Here is a 21,317-nt window from a genome sequence, read left to right on the forward strand (position 1 = left end):
GCCTTCGGGTTTCTTTTAACTCTACAGACGAGGAGGGACGGGATGAAGCGATTTGTGTCAACGTACGGATGGATGATGATTGCGGTGCTGTTGCTCGGCGGATGTGACGACGAACAGCGCATCGTCAATGGGAACGAGCCGGCAGGCGACGAAGCGATTGCCATCGCCTGGGCGTATGTGACCGCGCGAAACTGGCAGGAGCCCGCAATCGATGCGGGAGCGAGTGCCGAGGTACATCGTGTCACGGTCGATGATGGCTATGAACTGTTGGACGATGCGTATACGGGGACCGAGGCGATCGCCGTCTCGTTCGAAGCGGACCCGAACAGTAGCGTCGGCGTCCCGACAATCTTGGTCGCACCGGAGTCGAACACCGTGGTCGGTTATTTGCCGGGCGAATGAGACACCCATGACAAAACCCGAAGGCGAATGCCTCCGGGTTTTGTCATGTCATAGATTCATTTGATACTCCATCTGTTCCCAATCCATCATTTGACCGTCATACAGCGTGAATGAGCCGATGATGAACAGGATAAATAGGACCGGTCCGGCGATAAGCAAGAAGATTCCGAGATACCGCATCTTCTTCGATCGGTTCCAATAGAAGATGATGGCGACGATCATCGATAAGAGCGACCCGGACAAGAACAAGCCGACGATGTTCAAGATGAACAATAAGAGCACCGTCTCGTTCTTCGTCGCCGCATACTCGCGCCACATGTCAAATAGTGACTTAACCAAGTAGACGAGCGCCGCGATTCCGACGATAAAAATAAAGACAATGGCAATCCAAAATAGTGAATTCATTTCATTTCACCTCCCTGTTTGTCTATACCCGTTCTACGCAATTGCCACAATTTAGTTTCACCTCTTTTTTTCGACACGCTTCGGCTCACTTTCGTTGACACTTCTCAAGAAGAGCTATGATACAATAATGAGCGTGAAAGGGGCAGATTACTCATGCAAAATATCGTACGCACGGCTCAACTCGTTGAGCGCTTCAAACTTCAAGTCATCGCCGGGGAAGAGGGACTTCACCGTCCTGTCGCCACACCGGACCTCAGTCGACCGGGACTCGTCCTTGCCGGCTACTATACCCACTATGCGAAAAATCGGCTTCAAGTGCTCGGGAAGACCGAGCTCACGTTCTATGCGAGCTTGTCGGAAGAGAGCCGCCGCGAGCGGGCGAAGATTTTGTGCACGGAATTGACACCGGGCATCCTCATCACGCGCGGCTTCGACATCCCGAAAGAGATTGAACAAGAAGCCGAGGCGGCGAACGTTCCGCTCATGCGCACGAACGCGGTCACGACGTCAATCGAGTCACAAATCACGAACTTCCTCGAGATGGAACTCGCACCGATGACGGCGATGCACGGCGTGCTCGTCGACATCTACGGCGTCGGCGTGCTCATCAAAGGGCAGAGTGGTGTCGGGAAATCTGAGACCGCCCTCGAACTCGTCAAGCGGGGCCACCGTCTCGTTGCCGATGATTCGGTCGAGATTCGCCAGACCGGGGACCAATTGCTCGTCGGTTCAGCGCCGAAGCTGATTCGTCACTTGCTCGAGATTCGCGGAATCGGCATCATCGACGTCATGACGTTGTTCGGCGCCGGTGCCGTCCGTTCGCACAAGAAAATCAGCTTGATCATCAACCTCGAGAACTGGGATGCGGGCAAAGTATATGACCGCGTCGGGCTCGATCACAACACGATGAAAATCATCGACAGTGAAGTGCCGATTTTGACGATTCCGGTCCGTCCGGGACGTAACTTGGCTGTCATCGTCGAAGTCGCGGCGATGAACTACCGTCTCCAGAACATGGGCATCAATACGGCCGAAGAGTTCGCGGAGCGGCTCGCGAACGCCATCCATGACAACGAAGGAGACATGGAATAATGGTAGAGCCAACATTTGACCGCGTCGCGTTTGAGATCGGGTCACTCCCGATTTATTGGTACGGCATGATTATCGCCTTCGGGGCGATGCTCGGCCTCGTTCTCGCCTTGTTCGAGGCGAAGCGCCTCAATTATGATTCAGAACGGGTCGTCGACGTCATCATCTGGTCGATTCCGATCAGCATCGTTTTCGCCCGAATTTACTACGTCATCTTCCAATGGGACTACTATAGTCAGAACCTTGGCCAAATCATCGACATCCGTCAAGGCGGCATCGCCATTCACGGGGCCATCTTCGGGGCGCTGCTCGTCGTCGTCATCTATTGCATGCGCAAGTCGATGTCGTTCTGGAAGATCACGGACATCCTCGCACCGTCGCTCTTGCTCGGACAGGCGGTCGGACGCTGGGGCAACTTCATGAACCAAGAGGCGCACGGTGCCGAGACGACGAGTCGTTTCTTGAAAGAGACACTCTTCCTCCCGGACTGGATCGTCAATCAGATGTATATCGACGGGGCCTACTATTTGCCGACGTTCTTGTTCGAGAGCGTCTGGAACATCATCGGCGTCATCTTGCTCGTCGTATGGCGTATGGTCGGTAACCCGCCGCGCGGCTATATTTTCTTGTCGTATCTCGTCTGGTACTCGATCGGTCGCTTCTATATCGAAGGACTGCGGACCGATAGCTTGATGGCCGGTGATCTCCGGACGGCACAACTCGTCTCGATCGCGATGATCGTGTTCGGTATCGTCATGATGATCGTCCGCCGTAAAGCGAAACGATACGACGACCCTTCAGAGAAAGGACTGTTTGATTGATGGATACACTTCTATTCGATTTGGATGGCACGTTGCTCGATACGAACCCGCTCATCATCGCGAGCTTCCGTCACACGCTCGGGTATTACTTCCCAAACGAGACGTATCGCGACGAGGATATCTTCCCGTTTATCGGACCGACGCTCGAGAAGTCGTTCAAAGCGCTCAATGAGCCGGAATGGAAAGAGATGCAGGCGTTCTATCGCAGCTTCAACATCGCCATGCACGACCAGCTCGTCGCCGAGTATCCGGGTGTGATCGAAGGGCTGTATCGCCTTCACGCCAAAGGATACAAGATGGGCGTCGTCACATCGAAAGGCCGTCCCGTCGTCGAGCAAGGCTTGCGTTTGTTCAACATCGACCATTTGTTTGACGTCGTCATCACGGCCGACGATGTCGTGCATGAAAAACCGCATGCCGAGCCGGTCGAGCGGGCGCTCCGCGCGCTTGGGTCGACGGCGGACCGCGCCGTCATGGTCGGCGATAATGACACGGACATCTTCAGCGGCAAGAACGCCGGCACGAAGACGGTCGCCGTCGGCTGGGCGTTGAAAGGCCGCGCGTTTTTAGAAGCGCTCGAGCCGGACGTCATCATCGACTCGATGGAACATTTTGAGGCGTGGCTCGACGAGGTCACGGTCCATGCGTAAGACGGAACGGTTTCGTCTCGACGGGCCGAATCCGCTCTGGCAGATGTATCGGACGATTCGTTTCCTGCGCGTCTTCAAGAACACGACCGTCGTCTTGATTGGCCGCTACTTCCCATCCGTCAAAGCGAAACGCTGGTTGTACCGGACGTTCCTCGGCATGGAAATCGGGGAGTATAGCGCGCTCGCCCTCATGGTGACACCGGACGTCATGTTCCCGGAGCGAATCTCGATCGGCCGTAATACGGTCATCGGGTTCAATTCGACGATTCTCTGTCACGAGTACCTCGTCGACGAGTACCGAATCGGGGATGTCCGAATCGGGGACGAGGTGTTGATCGGGGCGAACGTGACGATCCTTCCTGGCGTCACGATCGGCGACCGGGCCGTCATCGGTGCCGGTGCCGTCGTGCATCGCGACGTCCTGCCCGGAGAGCGCGTCGTTGGCGCGAAGCTCCAAACCATCGACACAAAATAGACACAATTTAGCGCGAAATCATTTTGAGGTCAAGACATGTTCGTCCTCATAAAATTACTAGAGCGGTATCACTTTTTTTAAAGGGGATGCCGCTTTTTTGTGTCTATGGGCGCTGACACGAAACCCTCATATTTTTGTCAAAAAGCATTTAGTGGACCTAGCAAAATATATTCATTATAGAAGGAATATAGTCCCGATTTTTTTTAAGTTTTTCAGTTGCCCTCACTGATTGAGTGCGGTATTCTTAACCCTGCAACTAAAAAAAGATTTAGAGATGATGTGGAGGATTTAGAATATGGAAGCGAACTATGAAGCAGTAATGACGCTACCCGAACCAGAATCTCCGCTCGCCGCGGAGCTCCACTACTATAGAGGTCGTCGTGCGTTACGTGAAGGTCGCCTAGATGAAGCGACTTTTTTCATGGCTGAAGCCACTGCCGCTGCAGCACACCGCGTCGACTATCACAAACAGTACGCTGAACTGTTATTTGAAGTAGGGGAGATCTACCACGCCAATGACGTGTGGAAACGGGTGCTTGAACTCGATGAAACGTCAACAGAGGCCTTATATCACCTTGCGAGCAACTGCGCCTATATCTCTTTATATGAAGAAGCAGCGATGTATGCGAACCGCTACCTCGAAGTCGAGGCACACGGACGCTACGCGGACTCGGTCCAATCCCTGTTAGAACTGATTGAACTCGAACAAGAACTTGAGGATGACGAAGAAGACGAGCTGATCACGTGGCACACCGAGGCCCAACAGCATATCGACAAAGGCCGCTTGTTCGCCGCCAAGTCGACGCTCGAACGGTTAATCGATCGCTATCCGCGCTTTTGGCCGGCGTTCAACAACTTGGCCGTCGTCAATTTCTATCTCGGCAACGATGACGCGGCGTTCGAGACGCTCGAGTACGTGCTCGACGAGAACCCGGGCAACTTGCATGCGCTCTTGAACACGATTCTGTTGTTGCATGAAGCCGGACAATCAGAGGCAGCGCTCCAACTGTCGGTCCCATTGACACGTGTCCGTCCGCTCCAGTTCGATTTACGCTACAAACTCGCCACGACGCTCGCGCTCGTCGGTCAATACGACCGCGCGTACGAAGAACTCCGCCTGTTGAAAGAACGCGGATTCCGTGGGGATTCACTGTTCGGGCATTGGCTCAGCGTATCCGCCTACAAGACCGGGCGTCTTGAAGAAGCGGCTACCTATTTGAACAGTGACGAGTTGAAACAATTCGAAGAGAAGAGCCCGTACGACATCCGCGACAACCTCGAGTTCCGCTCGGCGCTCGTCCAAGGATTGCGTCAAGAAGAAGACGCGGCTCGAATCGAAATCATCCGAATCATCTCGAAGCTCGCCGATGACGAGGCGTTCGAAGCGCTCGCGTTGACGAGCGGCATCACCGACAACGAGACGGTGCTTGCGTTCGCTGAGAAGTGCCGGGCCGAGATTTGCCAGGCCCCGTTCACAGGCGATGTCCGCATCGCTCGGGCGTATGACGCGCTCTTGCTTGCCGAGACGGAAGTGTCGGAAGCAGAACAGATGAGCCTCGACGGCGACTTTTATGAACGGTTCGCGCTCTTGCTGCTCGCCGGTGCATCATTCGAGGACACAACGGCATCGGCCGCTGCCCTCGTCTGGATGTTCTATGCGAAACGGGACGCTCTCGTCCTCGACGACTGTGCCGATGCGTTCGGTATCGATGTCGCGACGCTCACGGAGACGATCCGTTCGTTCAAACAAACACTCGAACAAGCATAAAGATAGACGATACCTCCCTAGGTTTCTTATACTGAAGTCAATCAATTTCATGCAGAGGTGGAATCATTATGACAGAAGAAAAAATCTATGACGTCATTATCATCGGGGCCGGCCCAGCCGGAATGACGGCGGCACTTTACGCGTCGCGTGCCAACTTATCGACACTTATGATCGAACGCGGCATCCCAGGTGGACAGATGGCGAACACGGAAGATATCGAAAACTATCCGGGCTATGACAGCATTCTTGGTCCAGACTTGTCTCAAAAAATGTTCGACCACTCGAAAGCGTTTGGTGCGGAGTACGCCTATGGCGACGTCCAAAGCATCTCGGACGAGACGGAGTATAAAGTCGTTCACGCCCACAACCGCGACTATAAAGCGCGGGCCATCATTCTCGCCTCAGGCGCGCAATACAAGAAAATCGGTGTCCCGGGCGAAGAAGAGCTCGGCGGCCGCGGTGTCTCTTACTGTGCGGTCTGTGACGGAGCATTCTTCAAAGGCAAGAACTTGTTCGTCATCGGTGGCGGTGACTCGGCAGTCGAAGAAGGCGTGTTCTTGACGCGCTTCGCTGACAAAGTCACAATCGTCCACCGTCGCGACGAGCTTCGCGCGCAAAAGATTCTTCAAAAACGGGCGTTCGACAACCCGAAAATCGACTTCATCTGGAACCACACGCTCAAAGAGATCGTGGAAGCGGACGGAAAAGTCGGTGGGGCGCGTCTCGTCAGCACGGTCGACGGAACCGAGTCGGACCATGAGATCGATGGCGTGTTCATCTATATCGGCATGAACCCGATCACTGGTTTCGTCAAAGACCTCGGCATCACGAACGAGCAAGGCTATATCGTCACGAACGAAGCGATGGAGACGACGATCCCTGGGATTTTCGCAGCCGGAGACGTTCGCGACAAGACGCTCCGCCAAGTCGTCACCGCGACGAACGACGGATCGATCGCCGCTCAAAACGCGCAACATTATATCGAGGGACTCCTCGAGGCGTTGCACGAACAAAACGCGTGACTAGAGACAGAAGGGATTGCGGGCGACCGCAATCCCTTCTCTTTTTTTCAGGCGTTCGTTATACTAAAGACAGAAGAGAGCTACACACACGGCTCGGTTGTCAATTTTAAGGGGGCGTCAGTGACATGGAAGACTTTAAAGGATTAGAAGAATTGATTATCATCAGCGGGATGAGCGGGGCCGGGAAATCGGTCGCGATGAACAGCTTTGAGGACCTCGGCTATTTTTGCGTCGATAACTTGCCGCCGGTGCTATTGCCGCAATTGATTGACGTCATCAGCTCGGTCCGACCGAAAATAGCCGTCGCGATTGATACGCGCACGCGCGACTTCATCGACAGCCTGTTTATCGTCATCGACGACTTGGAACAGAAGAACGTGCACCCGCACTTACTCTATCTCGACACACGGGACGAAGTGCTCGTGCGCCGCTATAAAGAGACGCGCCGGTCGCATCCGCTCGCCCCGGAAGACGCACCACTCGTCGGCATCGGTCTCGAGCGCTCGTTACTCGAAGGTTTCCGTGACCGGGCCCATACGCTCTATGACACGACCGACTTGAAGCCGCAGATGCTCAAAGACCGCATCCTGCTCCAATTCAACGAGGAACGGATTCCGTTCACGGTCAACTTCATGTCGTTCGGGTTCAAGCACGGCGTCCCGCTCGATATCGATTTGTTGTTCGACGTCCGCTTCATCACGAACCCGTTCTATATCCCGGAGCTCCGTCCGCTCACCGGACAGACGGAAGAAGTCCAGAATTACGTCATGTCGCACCCCGAGGCGCGGGCGTTCTATAAGAAGCTGATCGACATGCTCGAATTCCTGTTGCCGCAGTACAAGCGCGAAGGGAAGACGCAAGTCGTCGTCGCCTTCGGCTGTACGGGCGGGAAGCACCGTTCGATCACGTTCGCCGAGAAAGTGTCGGCCCATTTCGCCGAGCGCTATAACGTCAAGACCGTCCATCGCGACCTCGCGCATGCGACGAAGGAGAAGTAAGATGAGACGCGAAAGGAAAGTTGTGGCCATCGGTGGCGGTACGGGCCTCTCGACGCTCGTACGGGGCTTGAAGCACTATCCGCTCGATATAACGGCCATCGTCACGGTCGGGGACGACGGGGGCAGCTCGGGACGCCTCCGTGACGAGTTCCACATGTTACCGCCGGGCGATATCCGGAACGTCATCCTCGCTTTGTCCGAGGTCGAGCCGCTCATGGACAAGATTCTGCAATATCGGTTCGACAGCGGCTTTGGGCTCGAAGGTCACTCGCTCGGCAACCTCATGCTGACGGCGGCGACGCACATCTGTGAAGGCTCGTTCGTCAAGGCGGTCGACGTCTTGTCGCAGCTGTTGAACGCCCAGGGCAAGGTGCTCCCGGTGACGGAGACGCTCATGACGCTCGCGGCCGAGTTTGAGGACGGGACGATCGTCAAAGGCGAATCGAAAATCCCGCTCGTCGAAAAACCGATTAAGCGCCTATTCTTGCTCGAAGAGGGCATCAAGCCGGCGGCAGGTGTCGTCGAGGCGATTGAGGACGCAGATTTGATCGTACTCGGACCAGGGAGCTTATATACGAGTATCATCCCGAACCTGTTGATTCCGGAAGTGCGCGACGCCATCGTCCGCTCCGGGAAGCCGGTCGTCTATATTTGCAACGTCATGACGCAGCCGGGCGAGACGAAAGGGTACGACGCGATGAAGCATTTGAAATCGATTGAGGCGTATCTCGGCAAGTCGACGGTCGACACGATTGTCGTCAATAACGAGCCGATCGAGGACATCTATTTAGAGCGTTACCTCGAGGACGGCTCGGAAGAGGTCCGGTTCGATCGCAAGAAGCTTCGGAACTATGGCACGAACGTGCTCGCCGGTGACATCGTCGACTATAATCGCGATTACATCCGCCACGACTCGGACGCCATCGCCGGCCTCGTCATGCAGCGCGTGCTGCGCATCAAGAAACCACGCTCGTTTCAAGAGCTCGAGCTGAAATAAGTTGTGATTGAACAGAAAGGAGGGGACTGACATGAGCTTTGCCTCTGACGTCAAAAAAGAACTGACGCAACTCGTTGTGACCGATGCCGAGGCGAAAGCGGAACTGTCCGCGCTCGTCCGGATGAACGGGGTCATCTCGCTCGCCTTAGGGCGGGGGATGACGCTCGACGTCTCGACCGAGAACGCCGCCATCGCACGCCGAATCTATTCCCTCATGAAACGGCTGTACGACCATCATCTCGATTTGTTCGTACGGAAGAAAATGCGGTTGAAGAAGAACAACGTCTATATCGTCCGTGTCGCCCAACGCGCCGAGACGATGTTGAAGGACCTCGAGATTCTCGGGGAGAATTACGAGATGATTCGGACGCTCAACTCGGATATGACACGCGACGAGAACCTCGCCCGGGCGTATTTGCGCGGGGCGTTCCTCGCCGGCGGATCGATTAACCATCCGAAGACGTCATCGTATCACCTCGAGGTATATAGCTTGTACGAGAACCATAACCAGGCGCTCCGGGACCTCGCCAACCGCTTCGGCTTGAACGCGAAGACGCTCGAGCGGAAGAAAGGTCATATCCTCTACATTAAAGAGAGCGAGAAAATCTCGGACTTCCTGAAACTCGTCGGCGCCACGCGCGGTATGCTCGACTTCGAGGACGCGCGCATCATCAAGGACATGCGCAACTCGGTCAACCGGCTCGTCAACTGTGAGACGGCGAACTTGAACAAGACCGTCGGTGCGGCGCTCCGCCAAGTCGAGAACATCAAGTTCCTCGAGCGCACGGTCGGGCTTGAGATTTTACCGGTCAAACTCCGAGAAATCGCTGAACTCCGGGTCACCCATCAAGACGTCTCGCTTCAAGAACTCGGCGAGATGCTCGAGACGGGACCAATCTCGAAGTCAGGAATCAACCACCGGCTCCGTAAAATCGACCAGATCGCGGACAAGGTGCGCAACGGTGAAGAAATCAGCTCATCGTGACGTTGGTTGCGCCAAAACCATTCTTCCTATATAATTAGCAATTGTGTATAGGACTTTAGAAATGTAACTTAAAGGAGCTTCATGATTATGTCGAATGCAAAGAAAAGAATCTCGCTCACGATTGACGCTGACTTAGACCAGGTCATCACGGAGCGTGCGAAACAAATCGGGATCCCGAAAAGCGCCCTCGTCACGTTCGCGACAAGCCTCTTCCTCAACCAATTGCGGGCGGAAGAAGTACTGTCAGGCGATACGAACGCCATCTATCAAGTCATCCGTAAAGACTATGAACTGCTCACGAGCGTTGATAACTTAGACAAATAATTGCGAAAGGCTGACTCCGGTCAGCCTTTTTTGGTTGCATCTAGCCTTGAAATTTGGAATAGTGGTTATATTGAATTCGAATGGAGGTCGTTCCAATGGGGCAAATCTTGCTCATCCTAGTATTACAACTCGTCTATGTACCGGTGCTGACGCTTCGTACCATCATGCTCGTCAAAGGAAAAACGATGATTGCGGGGCTGTTCGGTACGCTTGAGACGCTTATCTATATCTTCGCGCTCGGCATCGTGTTTCAAGATTTGACGACACTCGGGATGATCGTCTATGCGGTCGGCTTCGGACTGGGGATTCTCGTCGGCGGTTACGTCGAGCGCAAACTTGCGATCGGCTACAATATGATTCAAGTCCACACACAAGAGTTCCCGGCCGAGCTCATCCAGAAGATGCGCGACAGCGGCTACGGGGTGACACACTACCAAGGACAGGGACGTGACGGCATCCGCTATCGTCTCGATGTCTTGGCAGCGCGGACACGGATGAAAGATTTGCGCCAGATGGTCGAGGAGTATGAACCGAAGGCGTTCCTCGTCGCTTTCGATCCAATCGACTTTAAAGGCGGCTATATGATGAAAGGGCTCCGACGCCCGAAATGAACAGGACGACTCACGAAAGTGGGTCGTTTTTTTCGTAGGACGGGGAATAGACGTACAAAGGGGATGAGCGGGTTGAGACGAAAAGGATTATGGATTGTTGTGGTTGGGTTGCTCGTGGTCGGCGGGATGTTATACGCCACCTCGTTTTGGAAGTCGGGGACGTCGGTCAAACCACCGCTCCCGACAGTCCGGGTCGGAACCGTGACCGCGGAAGTGAAACAGTCAACATTCTGTTGGTCGGATGGGGGCGAGGCGGTATGCGAGGACCATGCTCTGCCGGAGGCGGATGACCTACAGCTCGTGCCGGTCGAAGCGGGTGCCGAGATTGATGTCGAGTTCCATGCCGAGCCGTCGAACGCCTCGTTCCATCAACTCGTCGATGGGGAACTTGTCCCGGCTGAACCGGTCGTGCCAGACGAGCCGGGCGTTTATGTATTCGAGACGGGCGGGGATTGGCCGCAAGGCGATAGCCGCTATGTATTCGGGGTCGAGGTCAAAGAATAAAGATGTTGACCTGTCCGCTACGGCCGGCTTTATGATAAACGAGAAGGGGGGACGCCAATGATTCAAATCGGAAAAGTGGTCCATCTAACGGGGTTGTCCACTAAAGCAATAAAATGGTATGAAGCAAAAGGACTTGTCCAACCGACTCGTTTAGAGAATCAGTATCGGTTATACGGGATGGAAGAAATAAGGCGCCTGAACGAAATCAAGTTACTACGTCAAATGGGCATCTCACTCGAACAAATTCAAGCGGCAGAAAGTGTGAGCGGGTTACTCGACAGCAGACTTGACGAGGTTCAACGTGAGATCGAGGCGTTGCGACAAGTCGAGCAACAAATTAAATGGATGCAAACAGGGGGAGATTCAATGAAAGTACGTTATGAGAAGTGGGACCAACCGAAAATCGTAAACGGCTATGTATCCGAACTCACCAAAATCCCATTCGTTTGGGAAAAACTGCAAACAGAGCTGACAACAGACGAATCATATGGCGTCTGTTTAGCGAAAGAAGAAGCCTATTTAGCAGGGATGACTAATCCTGTGACAGGTGAAGACGGAAGACAGGTTGAACTGTCGGCAGGACGGTATCTTGTCGCCACGGTCGAAGGGGGAATTCCAGCCATCCCTACGACATATAATCAACTTCTAGCATTGCCGGATGTAACGTTGCGAGATGCACTCGATTTTGAGCGCTATATTCATGGGCAAGACGGAGCCGACGACTTGATTGAAATTTGGTTGCCCGTCCAATAACAAAGAAGTGCCTTTCCCGAAGTCGGGAAAGGCACTTTTGGATTAACGCGTCATGACTTTGTCGATGAGACCGTAGTCTTTCGCTTGTTCAGCTGACATGAAGTAGTCGCGCTCTGTGTCGCGCTCGATGACTTCAAGCGGCTGGCCAGTGTTGTCGGCCATGATTTGGTTTAATTTCTCACGCATCTTGATGATGCGCTCGGCATGGATTTTGATATCCGATGCTTGACCTTGCGTACCGCCGAGCGGTTGGTGAATCATGATCTCTGCGTTTGGAAGCGCGAAGCGTTTGCCTTGTTCACCGGCTTGGAGCAAGAAGGCACCCATCGATGCGGCCATTCCGATACAAATCGTCGACACGTTCGGCTTGATGAAGTTCATCGTGTCATAAATCGCCATTCCGGAAGTGATCGAACCACCCGGGCTGTTGATGTAAAGTGAGATGTCCTTATCTGGGTCCTCGGCTGCAAGGAAGAGAAGCTGAGCGACAATCGAGTTGGCGACGTTGTCGTCGATTGCACTTCCGAGCAAGATGATGCGGTCCTTGAGCAAGCGTGAGTAAATATCGTACGCGCGTTCCCCGCGACCTGTTTGTTCGATAACTGTTGGAATTAACATTGAATCTGCCTCCTTTATGTAGGTTGTAAACATATCATACCGCTATAGTCAATGTTGGTCAAACGATAGTCATCGTTTTTGACCTATTCCACGGTTTGACGATTCTAAAACGACAAAAGAGGCCAGGCATATGCTGCCTAACCTCTTGCTGTGATACACCCGGAGAGATTCGAACTCCCGACACCTGGCACCGGAAACCAGTGCTCTATCCCCTGAGCTACGGGTGCATGTTCTCTGACACGATTTATTATACATTTGTTTTTTTAAAAAAGCAATCCTGTTCGGCTCACTTTTTTTGAGCGCGATTTCCCGCTGTTCGATACAATAGGAAGCGAGAGGGGTGTGACCGATGCAACGGCAAGAACAACAACAACTTCAAACACAACAGCTGACCCAGGACATGGTTCGGCGGCTGCCGATTCTCGAGGCGGACCGGACCGCGATCGCCTTTCAGCTCGGCCGATTGGCTCGACGCAATCCATGCATCGCCACGGGGAGCGGTGCGGTCGAATGGGTGGCCGATACGGCTAGTGGGTTCGAGGAGCGATTGTTCGAGCAAATCGAGGAAGGGAGCGGGACCGAGTCCCAGCGTTCGCTCCAGAAACGGCTCGTCCTCGCGCTCGACCATCGCGGCCTACTACCGGAGAGCGACTTCGTGCTCGCCCATCGTTTCGAGGTCGATGTGGCGGACATTGAGGCGGCGCGCCAGGCGCTCTTGTTTCTAGAACCGACAGGGATCGGGGCAAAGAATGAGCACGACTGCCAATATCGGCATGCGATTGAACATGACGACCCACTCGTCTTGGACGTTTTCGAGGCGCTCGACGCACACCTTGATGACATCCCGGGACGACTCGACATCTCGGTTGCCGAGTACGAACGAGTGACACGTATCGTGGCGACACTCCCGAAGACGCCATTATTATATGAAGGAACCGAACACGTCGTCCCGGAACTTGAAGTCGTCCGTCGTGACGGCGAGCTCGTGACGACATGGTTCAGCCCGACGCTCGATGTGGCTCGGGTCGGGGACGACCGCGAGGCAAAATGGTGGCACGAGACGCTCGAGATGCGGAACGCGACGCTTAAATCGGTATGGGTCGTCATCGCCGAACGGCAACGCGACTGGTTGGACGGGAAGCTCGTCTTGCATCCGTTGACGCGAAAAGAAGTCGCCGAACAAATCGGCAAGCACGAGTCGACCGTCGGCCGGGCGATTCAAGGCAAGTACGTGACGACCGAGGGCGGCGTGATGGCGTGGCGTCACTTTTTCGTCCGGGCGACACACGGGCAATCGCCGTTCATGGTGAAGAAGGCGCTCGCCGAACTGATTCAACAAGAGACGTCGCCGCTGAGCGATGCCGCACTCATGCGCGAGCTGGACCGGCTCGGCTATACGGTGACACGACGGACCGTGGCGAACTATCGGGAGGCGCTCGGTTTTGGAAACTCGCGGGAGCGGGAACGACAATATTGGAAAGGAGGGGACTGACATGGTCCTGACGTTATACCGCCGCGCCAACTGCTCGCTCTGCGAGGAGGCGCTCGTCATGCTCGAATGGCTCATGGAAGACTATCCGTTTGAGCTCGAGCAGATCGACATCACCGGCAACGAAGAACTCGAGGCGAAATACTTGTTTGAGATCCCTGTCGTCTTACACGAGGGACGTGTCATTAGTCAAGGTCGATACGATGACAGTAAAGTTGAAGATTTTGTTAAGTATACGCTTACATCGAAAAAAAACGTTTGAAGGGGTTGCAAGACGGAAAGGTGATTGATAAGATGAAGTCGTAGCGGTGGGACGCAAATATAAAAGTGGGACAAAAATTGTCCATGCTTTAAGTCGAGGGGGAATGAGTATGATCCAGCAGCTGATTCAAGTTCAGAAGCAAATCGTTCCCGACATGCTCGATACGCTCCGACATCGTTACGATATCTTACATTATGTCCGTTTGATGCAGCCGATCGGCCGCAGGACATTGGCCACAAGCCTCGGGCTGACGGAACGAATCCTAAGACGAGAAGTCGACTTCTTGAAAGACCAAGGTCTATTGATGGTCGCTACTCAAGGTATTTCCCTTACGGAATCGGGCCGAAACGTTCTCCGGGACTTGCACGAGGTCATGGGAGAGATCCTAGGCATCTCGGAAGTCGCACGAGAACTCGAGCGCAAACTAGGCGTTCGCCAAGTCGTCATCGTACCGGGTGATTCCGACGAGACGTTCTGGGTCCAGCGAGATATCGGTCGGGCCGCCGTCACGCAACTGAAAGCGAGACTGGCACCGGACGACAATATCATCGCGGTCACAGGCGGGACGACGATGGCATCGGTTGCGGCCATGATGTCGCCCGATAAAAAAGAACGGCCGATGCATTTCGTGCCGGCACGCGGCGGACTCGGAGAGACGCTCGAGTTACAGGCGAACACCGTCTGTTCTCGGATGGCCGACCGGGCCCATGCCGACTATCATTTACTCCACATTCCGGACGAGGTTTCGCAAAAGACATTCGAGCGGATGGTGGAGGAACCTAGCATTAAAAATGTACTGGAAATGATTAGAGCGGCGCGAATTGTGGTACATGGAATTGGTGAGGCGGAAACGATGGCGAAACGCCGTCACGCGTCACCAGAGCATTTGCGGATGATCGAACGGCACGATGCCGTCGCTGAAGCGTTCGGATATTATTTCAACGCGGAAGGTGAAATCGTGCACCGGGTCAAGACGGTCGGGATCCAATTGGAGGAGCTCGACGACATGGACACCGTCATCGCTGTCGCCGGAGGAAAGTCGAAGGCACAGGCAATCGCCGCATATGCGAAACACACGCCGAACATCATCCTCGTCACAGACGAAGGTGCGGCGACAGAATTATTAACTCGTTATTAAAGAGTTGACCCCCGTTGGCTCTTCAATAAATAGCTTCTACCCTAAGGAGGAAATTAACTATGGCAGTAAAAGTTGGTATTAACGGATTTGGACGTATTGGTCGTTTGGCATTCCGCGAGATCATCAAAAACGAAGGAATCGAAGTTGTTGCAATCAACGACTTGACTGACACGAAGATGCTTGCTCACCTTCTCAAGTACGACACGACTCAAGGTCGTTTCGACGGAGACGTTGAAGTACACGACGATCACTTCCTCGTAAACGGCGAGAAAGTCATCACACTTGCTAACCGTAACCCAGAAGAACTTCCATGGGGCGAGCTCGGTGTTGACATCGTACTCGAATGTACTGGATTCTTCACAGACAAAGAAAAAGCGGAGCTTCACTTGAAAGCTGGCGCGAAAAAAGTTGTCATCTCGGCTCCAGCTACAGGTGACATGAAGACTGTCGTTTACAACACAAACCACGACATCCTCGATGGTACAGAGACAGTAATCTCTGGTGCTTCATGTACGACAAACTGCTTGGCGCCAATGGCTAAAGTTCTCCAAGACCAGTTCGGAATCATCGAAGGTCTTATGACAACAATCCACGCTTACACAGGCGACCAAAACACGCTTGACGCTCCACACCCGAAAGGCGACTTCCGTCGTGCGCGTGCGGCAGCAGCTAACATCGTACCGAACACAACTGGTGCGGCTAAAGCAATCGGCCTCGTTATCCCAGAACTTCAAGGTAAACTTGACGGTGCGGCACAACGTGTACCAGTTGCTACAGGTTCACTCACAGAGCTCGTAACAGTTCTTGAGAAAACTGTATCTGTTGACGAAATCAACGCAGCAATGAAAGCAGCAGCGAACGAGTCTTACGGTTACACTGAAGACGAAATCGTATCTTCTGACATCGTCGGAATCACTTACGGTTCACTCTTCGATGCAACACAAACTAAAGTAATGACAGTTGGCGACAAGCAACTCGTTAAGACAGTTTCTTGGTACGACAACGAAATGTCTTACACTGCACAATTGGTTCGCACACTCAAGCACTTCGCTGAAATCGCGAAGTAAGTTCGTGAACTAAATAGAATCAAATAGGAGCGGAAACAAGAGATTGTTCTCCGCTCTATTTATGAAATTGACACGCACGACATATGGAGGCGAAGGTTATGAACAAACAGTCTATTCGTGACATCGATGTAAAAGGGAAACGCGTCTTTTGCCGCGTTGACTTCAACGTTCCACTCAAAGATGGCGTCATTCAAGATGAAACGCGGATTCAAGCGGCACTTCCAACGATCAAGCACTTGATCGACGGCGGCGCGAAAGTCATTTTGGCGAGCCACCTCGGCCGTCCAAAAGGCGAGAAGAACCTCGAGTTCTCACTCGCACCGGTCGCTAAACGTCTCGCTGAACTTCTCGGCAAAGAAGTACCCCTCGTCGAAGAGGCGTACGGTCCAGTCGCAGAAGAAGCCGTTTCAAAACTTGGTGAAGGTGACGTCGTCGTTCTCGAGAACGTCCGTTTCTACCCTGGTGAAACGAAAAACGATCCAGAACTCGCGAAAGGTTTCGCGGCACTCGCTGATATCTTCGTCAACGACGCGTTCGGTGCGGCTCACCGTGCCCACGCATCGACAGAAGGCATCGCGCACCACGTCGACCACGCGGTTGCTGGTTTCTTGATGGAGAAAGAACTTGAAGTCCTCGGCAAGGCACTCTCGAATCCTGACCGTCCGTTCACGGCGATTATCGGCGGATCGAAAGTTGCTGACAAGATTGGGGTCATCGACCACCTTCTTGACATCGTGGATACACTCATCATCGGTGGCGGTCTCTCGTACACGTTCTCGAAAGCACTCGGGCACGAAGTAGGGACATCACTCCTTGAAGAAGACAAGCTCGACCTCGCTCGTCAGTTCATGAAAAAAGCAGAAGACAAAGGCGTGAAATTCTTGATGCCAGTCGACTGTGTCATCACGAAAGAATTCGGCGAAGAGACATACGTCGGACCAGTCGATATCGACTCGATCCCAGCGGATCACATGGGTCTTGATATCGGACCGAAGACAGTCGAACTTTACGCGGCAGCGATTCGCGAATCGAAACTTGTCGTTTGGAACGGACCGATGGGCGTATTCGAACTTGATAAGTACGCCAACGGAACGAAAGGTGTCGCTCAAGCACTTGCAGACAGCGATGCATACTCAATCATCGGTGGTGGGGATTCAGCGGCAGCAGCAGCCAAGTTTGGCCTTGCTGACCAAATGAGCCACATTTCAACTGGTGGCGGCGCTTCACTCGAATTCATGGAAGGCAAGAAACTTCCAGGCGTCGAAGCGTTGAACGACAAGTAAAACAGAGGAGGGTTATCGATGCGTAAACCGATTATTGCAGGTAACTGGAAAATGAACAAAACACTCTCGGAAGCCGTCGCTTTTGTAGAGGAAGTTAAAAACAATATCCCGTCAACGGACAAAGTTGACGCGGCGATTGGTGCACCAGCAGTATTCTTGGCCCCAATGGTAGAAGCGGCTAAAGGATCGAACTTGAAACTCAGTGCACAAAACATGTACGACAAAGACAGCGGTGCATACACAGGCGAAATCAGCCCGGCCATGGTCGCTGACCTCGGCGTGACATATGTCATCCTTGGACACTCAGAGCGTCGCGAATACTTCGGCGAATCAGATGCGTTCATCAACAGCAAAACGAAAAAAGCGTTCGAACACGGTCTTACGCCAATCGTTTGCGTCGGTGAGACATTGGAAGAGCGCGAAGGCGGCAAGTTCGAAGAAGTCATCAAGACGCAAGTCGAAGGTGGCCTCGCGGACCTCTCAGCTGACCAAGTCAAACAACTCGTCATCGCGTACGAGCCAGTTTGGGCAATCGGCACTGGTAAATCAGCGGACGAAGCAGATGCGCAAAGCTCATGCAAATATGTTCGTGACGTGGTAAAAGGTCTTTACGGTGAAGACGTGGCGGCTGCGGTTCGCATCCAATACGGTGGTTCTGTAAAACCTGAGAACATCAAGGAGTATATGGCACAAGAAGACATCGACGGCGCACTCGTCGGCGGTGCTTCACTTGAAGCTGCTTCGTTCCTCAAGTTGTTGGAGGCGATTTAAATGGCAAGACCAGTCGCCCTCATCATCTTGGATGGTTTTGGAATGCGGAACGAGACGTTCGGTAATGCGGTCGCTGCGGCGAACAAACCGAACTTCGACCGCTACTGGGAGCAGTATCCACATACGCTCCTCAACGCGAAAGGCGAGTACGTCGGCCTTCCGGAAGGTCAGATGGGGAACTCGGAAGTCGGTCACTTGAACATCGGTGCCGGCCGGGTCGTCTATCAGTCACTTTCACGCGTCAACAACGCCATCAAAGACCGTTCACTCTTCGACCGCCAAGCGATGAATCACTTGGCCGGACATGTGAAAAAGTATGATTCGAGCCTCCACATCATGGGCCTCGTCTCAGACGGTGGGATTCACTCTCACATCAACCACATGTACGCCATCGTCGAGTTCGCAAAACTTCATGGCATTGAAAAAGTATACATTCACGCTTTCACGGACGGCCGTGACTGTGATCCGAAATCAGGCGCTGGCTTCCTCGAACAGACGGAAGCGAAGCTCGCTGAACTCGGACTCGGTCAAGTCGCTAGCGTGTCTGGACGCTACTATGCCATGGACCGCGATAACCGTTGGGAACGCGTCGAGAAAGTATACGACGTGCTCGTCAACGCGAAAGGCGAAGTCGGCACGAATGCGGTCGACGTGCTTAAACAGTCGTACGCAGACGGCTTGACGGATGAATTCGTCTTACCGACGGTCATCGAGAAAGACGGACAACCGGTCGCGACGATCAAAGACAACGACGCAATCATGTTCTTCAACTTCCGTCCGGACCGGGCCATCGAGCTCGCGAAAGTGTTCAAAGAGAAGACCGGCTTCAAAGGCTTCGAACTTTCGAGCGCACATCCAGAGAACATCTTGCTCGTCTCGATGACGAAGTTCTCGGATGAAATCGACACGGACATCGTCTTCCCACCGGAAGATTTGAAAAACACGCTCGGTGAGACTCTCGCCGCGCAAGGGTACAAACAGCTCCGCGCCGCGGAAACTGAGAAATACCCGCACGTCACGTTCTTCTTGAACGGACAACAAGAAACACCGTTCGAAGGTGAAGATCGTTTCCTCGTGCCGTCACCGAAAGTGGCGACGTACGACTTGAAGCCTGAAATGAGCGCGTATGAGCTCACGGAAGGTCTTCTCGAACGCATCGAATCGGACACGTATGACGCGTATATCATCAACTACGCGAACCCGGACATGGTCGGCCATTCCGGTATGCTCGAACCGACGAAGAAAGCTGTCGAAGTCGTCGACGAATGCCTCGGTAAAGTAGTGGACGCACTCATTGCCAAAGGCGGCGCGGCGATCATCACGGCGGACCACGGGAACGCTGACCTTGTCACGAACCCGGACGGCTCACCGATGACGGCCCACACAACGGAACCAGTACCATGTATCGTCACGAAAGAAGGGGTGGAACTGAAACCAGTTCTAGAAGGCGCCTTGTGCGACCTCGCCCCGACGCTCCTTCACCTTCTCGGTGGAGAGCAACCGGCCGAAATGACCGGTACATCAATCGTCACGAAGTAACTCAAAAAACTTTCCAAACAAAAAGGAGCGAATTTTCATGTCAATGATTACAGAAATTTACGCACGCGAGATTTTGGATTCACGCGGTAACCCAACAATTGAAGTAGAAGTCTTCACAGAAGACGGCGGTTTCGGCCGTGCCCTCGTCCCATCAGGCGCATCTACTGGTGAGCACGAAGCAGTAGAACTCCGTGATGGCGATAAGTCACGTTACCTTGGTAAAGGCGTACTCAAAGCCGTTGCTAACGTAAACGACACAATCGCACCAGAACTCATCGGCTACGATGTATTCGACCAAAACGCACTCGATAAGAAAATGATCGAGCTCGACGGTACGAAAAACAAAGGTAAACTCGGCGCAAACGCGATCCTTGGTGTCTCTATGGCAGCAGCACACGCAGCAGCAGACGAGCTCGGCCTTCCACTTTACACGTACCTCGGTGGATTCAACGCGAAGACGCTTCCAACTCCAATGATGAACATCATCAACGGTGGTTCACACGCGGACAACAACGTTGACTTCCAAGAGTTCATGATCATGCCTGTTGGCGCGCCAACGTTCCGTGAAGCGCTCCGCATGGGTGCAGAAGTATTCCACGCCCTCAAATCAGTTCTTTCTGGTATGGGTCTTAACACAGCTGTCGGTGACGAAGGTGGTTTCGCACCAAACCTTAAGTCTAACGAAGAAGCGATCACAGTTATCCTTGAAGCGATCGAAAAAGCTGGTTACAAAGCTGGCGAAGACATCTACCTCGCAATGGACGTTGCGTCTTCTGAGTTCTACGACAAGTCGACTGGCAAGTACGAACTCGCTGGCGAAGGCAAGTCAATGACAACTGCTGAGCTCGTAGACTTCTACGCTGAGCTCGTAAGCAAGTACCCAATCATCTCAATCGAAGACGGTTGCGACGAAAACGACTGGGACGGCTTCAAATTGCTCACTGACAAAATCGGTGACAAAGTTCAGCTCGTTGGGGATGACCTCTTCGTAACGAACACTGAGAAATTGGCTGAAGGTATCGAAAAAGGAATCTCGAACTCGATCCTCATCAAAGTTAACCAAATCGGTACGCTCACAGAAACATTCGACGCGATCGAAATGGCTAAAAAAGCTGGTTACACAGCTGTTATCTCACACCGTTCTGGTGAAACAGAAGATGCGACGATCGCGGACATCGCTGTTGCGACAAACGCTGGTCAAATCAAAACTGGTTCGCTCTCGCGTACAGACCGTATCGCGAAGTACAACCAACTTCTCCGCATCGAAGACATGCTCGGCGATGTAGCGAAATACGACGGTATCAAGTCGTTCTACAACCTCAAAAAATAATTGATTGTTTCAGGTC

At 53.4% G+C, this 21,317-nt stretch carries 24 protein-coding genes and 1 tRNA gene; 22 read left to right on the forward strand and 3 right to left on the reverse strand.

Annotated features, from left to right (window positions below; all coding sequences use genetic code 11):
- Positions 1–42 precede the first annotated feature (42 nt).
- Positions 43–402: a hypothetical protein gene (locus tag KNP85_RS03140; protein WP_214801309.1), complete on the forward strand. Its 360-nt coding sequence runs from the start codon at positions 43–45 to the stop codon at positions 400–402.
- A gap of 48 nt (positions 403–450) precedes the next feature.
- Here the strand turns inward: KNP85_RS03140 and KNP85_RS03145 are convergent, their stop codons facing one another.
- The gene (locus KNP85_RS03145; protein ID WP_021065429.1) at positions 451–807 is read right to left on the reverse strand and encodes a hypothetical protein; all 357 of its coding nucleotides are present in this window, start codon (positions 805–807) and stop codon (positions 451–453) included.
- Positions 808–960: 153 nt separating this feature from the next.
- On the opposite strand from KNP85_RS03145, the gene hprK reads away from it, so the two are divergent.
- The 13 genes from hprK (at position 961) to KNP85_RS03210 (ending at position 11,804) form a co-directional block, all read left to right on the forward strand.
- Positions 961–1,899, forward strand: coding sequence for an HPr(Ser) kinase/phosphatase (gene hprK, locus KNP85_RS03150; RefSeq protein ID WP_021065430.1), 939 nt, complete (start codon positions 961–963; stop codon positions 1,897–1,899).
- A complete protein-coding gene (lgt, locus tag KNP85_RS03155; protein ID WP_058764138.1) occupies positions 1,899–2,717 on the forward strand; it encodes a prolipoprotein diacylglyceryl transferase in 819 nt (272 codons plus the stop codon). Before hprK ends, lgt begins: the two co-directional genes overlap by 1 nt.
- Complete coding sequence (ppaX, locus tag KNP85_RS03160; RefSeq protein WP_214801312.1) at positions 2,717–3,367, forward strand: pyrophosphatase PpaX; 651 nt, start codon at positions 2,717–2,719, stop codon at positions 3,365–3,367. The genes lgt and ppaX overlap by 1 nt, the downstream gene beginning before the upstream one ends.
- On the forward strand, positions 3,360–3,842 hold the full coding sequence (locus tag KNP85_RS03165) for an acyltransferase (protein WP_214801314.1): 483 nt from the start codon (positions 3,360–3,362) through the stop codon (positions 3,840–3,842). Before ppaX ends, KNP85_RS03165 begins: the two co-directional genes overlap by 8 nt.
- Before the next feature lie 295 nt (positions 3,843–4,137).
- Positions 4,138–5,610 (forward strand): tetratricopeptide repeat protein, encoded by a 1,473-nt coding sequence (locus KNP85_RS03170; RefSeq protein WP_021065434.1) that lies wholly within the window; start codon positions 4,138–4,140, stop codon positions 5,608–5,610.
- Between the two features lie 68 nt (positions 5,611–5,678).
- A complete protein-coding gene (gene trxB, locus KNP85_RS03175) occupies positions 5,679–6,632 on the forward strand; it encodes a thioredoxin-disulfide reductase (protein ID WP_021065435.1) in 954 nt (317 codons plus the stop codon).
- Positions 6,633–6,757: 125 nt separating this feature from the next.
- Positions 6,758–7,630: an RNase adapter RapZ gene (gene rapZ / locus KNP85_RS03180; protein ID WP_021065436.1), complete on the forward strand. Its 873-nt coding sequence runs from the start codon at positions 6,758–6,760 to the stop codon at positions 7,628–7,630.
- A gap of 1 nt (position 7,631) precedes the next feature.
- On the forward strand, positions 7,632–8,627 hold the full coding sequence (locus tag KNP85_RS03185) for a gluconeogenesis factor YvcK family protein (protein ID WP_021065437.1): 996 nt from the start codon (positions 7,632–7,634) through the stop codon (positions 8,625–8,627).
- 31 nt (positions 8,628–8,658) lie between these two features.
- Complete coding sequence (whiA, locus tag KNP85_RS03190; RefSeq protein WP_021065438.1) at positions 8,659–9,612, forward strand: DNA-binding protein WhiA; 954 nt, start codon at positions 8,659–8,661, stop codon at positions 9,610–9,612.
- Positions 9,613–9,699: 87 nt separating this feature from the next.
- Positions 9,700–9,936, forward strand: a complete 237-nt coding sequence (locus tag KNP85_RS03195) for a hypothetical protein (protein ID WP_021065439.1) — start codon at positions 9,700–9,702, stop codon at positions 9,934–9,936.
- 95 nt (positions 9,937–10,031) lie between these two features.
- Positions 10,032–10,547, forward strand: a complete 516-nt coding sequence (locus KNP85_RS03200) for a DUF2179 domain-containing protein (protein ID WP_021065440.1) — start codon at positions 10,032–10,034, stop codon at positions 10,545–10,547.
- A 63-nt stretch (positions 10,548–10,610) separates the two neighbouring features.
- Positions 10,611–11,051 carry a hypothetical protein gene (locus KNP85_RS03205; RefSeq protein WP_214801316.1) on the forward strand — a complete coding sequence of 147 codons (441 nt, stop codon included), beginning with the start codon at positions 10,611–10,613 and terminating at the stop codon, positions 11,049–11,051.
- A gap of 57 nt (positions 11,052–11,108) precedes the next feature.
- Positions 11,109–11,804 carry a MerR family transcriptional regulator gene (locus tag KNP85_RS03210; RefSeq protein ID WP_214801319.1) on the forward strand — a complete coding sequence of 232 codons (696 nt, stop codon included), beginning with the start codon at positions 11,109–11,111 and terminating at the stop codon, positions 11,802–11,804.
- A gap of 42 nt (positions 11,805–11,846) precedes the next feature.
- On the opposite strand, the gene clpP is transcribed toward KNP85_RS03210, so the two are convergent.
- Together clpP and KNP85_RS03220 are read right to left on the reverse strand one after the other, a co-directional pair.
- On the reverse strand, positions 11,847–12,422 hold the full coding sequence (gene clpP / locus KNP85_RS03215) for an ATP-dependent Clp endopeptidase proteolytic subunit ClpP (RefSeq protein ID WP_021065442.1): 576 nt from the start codon (positions 12,420–12,422) through the stop codon (positions 11,847–11,849).
- A 154-nt stretch (positions 12,423–12,576) separates the two neighbouring features.
- Positions 12,577–12,649: transfer RNA gene (locus tag KNP85_RS03220), tRNA-Arg, on the reverse strand.
- 122 nt (positions 12,650–12,771) lie between these two features.
- Between KNP85_RS03220 and KNP85_RS03225 the strand changes: the two genes are divergently transcribed.
- The 8 genes from KNP85_RS03225 to eno all read left to right on the forward strand — a co-directional run bounded on the left by KNP85_RS03225 (position 12,772) and on the right by eno (position 21,301).
- Entirely contained in the window at positions 12,772–13,914 is a 1,143-nt protein-coding gene (locus KNP85_RS03225; RefSeq protein ID WP_214801323.1) for an RNA polymerase factor sigma-54, read from the forward strand.
- A gap of 1 nt (position 13,915) precedes the next feature.
- Complete coding sequence (locus KNP85_RS03230; protein ID WP_021065444.1) at positions 13,916–14,173, forward strand: glutaredoxin family protein; 258 nt, start codon at positions 13,916–13,918, stop codon at positions 14,171–14,173.
- Positions 14,174–14,282: 109 nt separating this feature from the next.
- Positions 14,283–15,311, forward strand: a complete 1,029-nt coding sequence (locus tag KNP85_RS03235; RefSeq protein ID WP_251136196.1) for a sugar-binding transcriptional regulator — start codon at positions 14,283–14,285, stop codon at positions 15,309–15,311.
- A gap of 59 nt (positions 15,312–15,370) precedes the next feature.
- A complete protein-coding gene (gap, locus tag KNP85_RS03240; RefSeq protein ID WP_021065446.1) occupies positions 15,371–16,378 on the forward strand; it encodes a type I glyceraldehyde-3-phosphate dehydrogenase in 1,008 nt (335 codons plus the stop codon).
- 98 nt (positions 16,379–16,476) lie between these two features.
- Positions 16,477–17,661: a phosphoglycerate kinase gene (locus KNP85_RS03245; RefSeq protein WP_021065447.1), complete on the forward strand. Its 1,185-nt coding sequence runs from the start codon at positions 16,477–16,479 to the stop codon at positions 17,659–17,661.
- 18 nt (positions 17,662–17,679) lie between these two features.
- On the forward strand, positions 17,680–18,432 hold the full coding sequence (gene tpiA / locus KNP85_RS03250; protein ID WP_021065448.1) for a triose-phosphate isomerase: 753 nt from the start codon (positions 17,680–17,682) through the stop codon (positions 18,430–18,432).
- Positions 18,433–19,971: a 2,3-bisphosphoglycerate-independent phosphoglycerate mutase gene (gpmI, locus tag KNP85_RS03255; RefSeq protein ID WP_214801324.1), complete on the forward strand. Its 1,539-nt coding sequence runs from the start codon at positions 18,433–18,435 to the stop codon at positions 19,969–19,971.
- Positions 19,972–20,008: 37 nt separating this feature from the next.
- On the forward strand, positions 20,009–21,301 hold the full coding sequence (eno, locus tag KNP85_RS03260) for a phosphopyruvate hydratase (RefSeq protein WP_021065450.1): 1,293 nt from the start codon (positions 20,009–20,011) through the stop codon (positions 21,299–21,301).
- Positions 21,302–21,317: the final 16 nt, after the last annotated feature.

This window comes from Exiguobacterium sp. s194 (assembly GCF_018618275.1).
GTDB classification, from domain to species: Bacteria; Bacillota; Bacilli; order Exiguobacteriales; family Exiguobacteriaceae; genus Exiguobacterium; species Exiguobacterium chiriqhucha.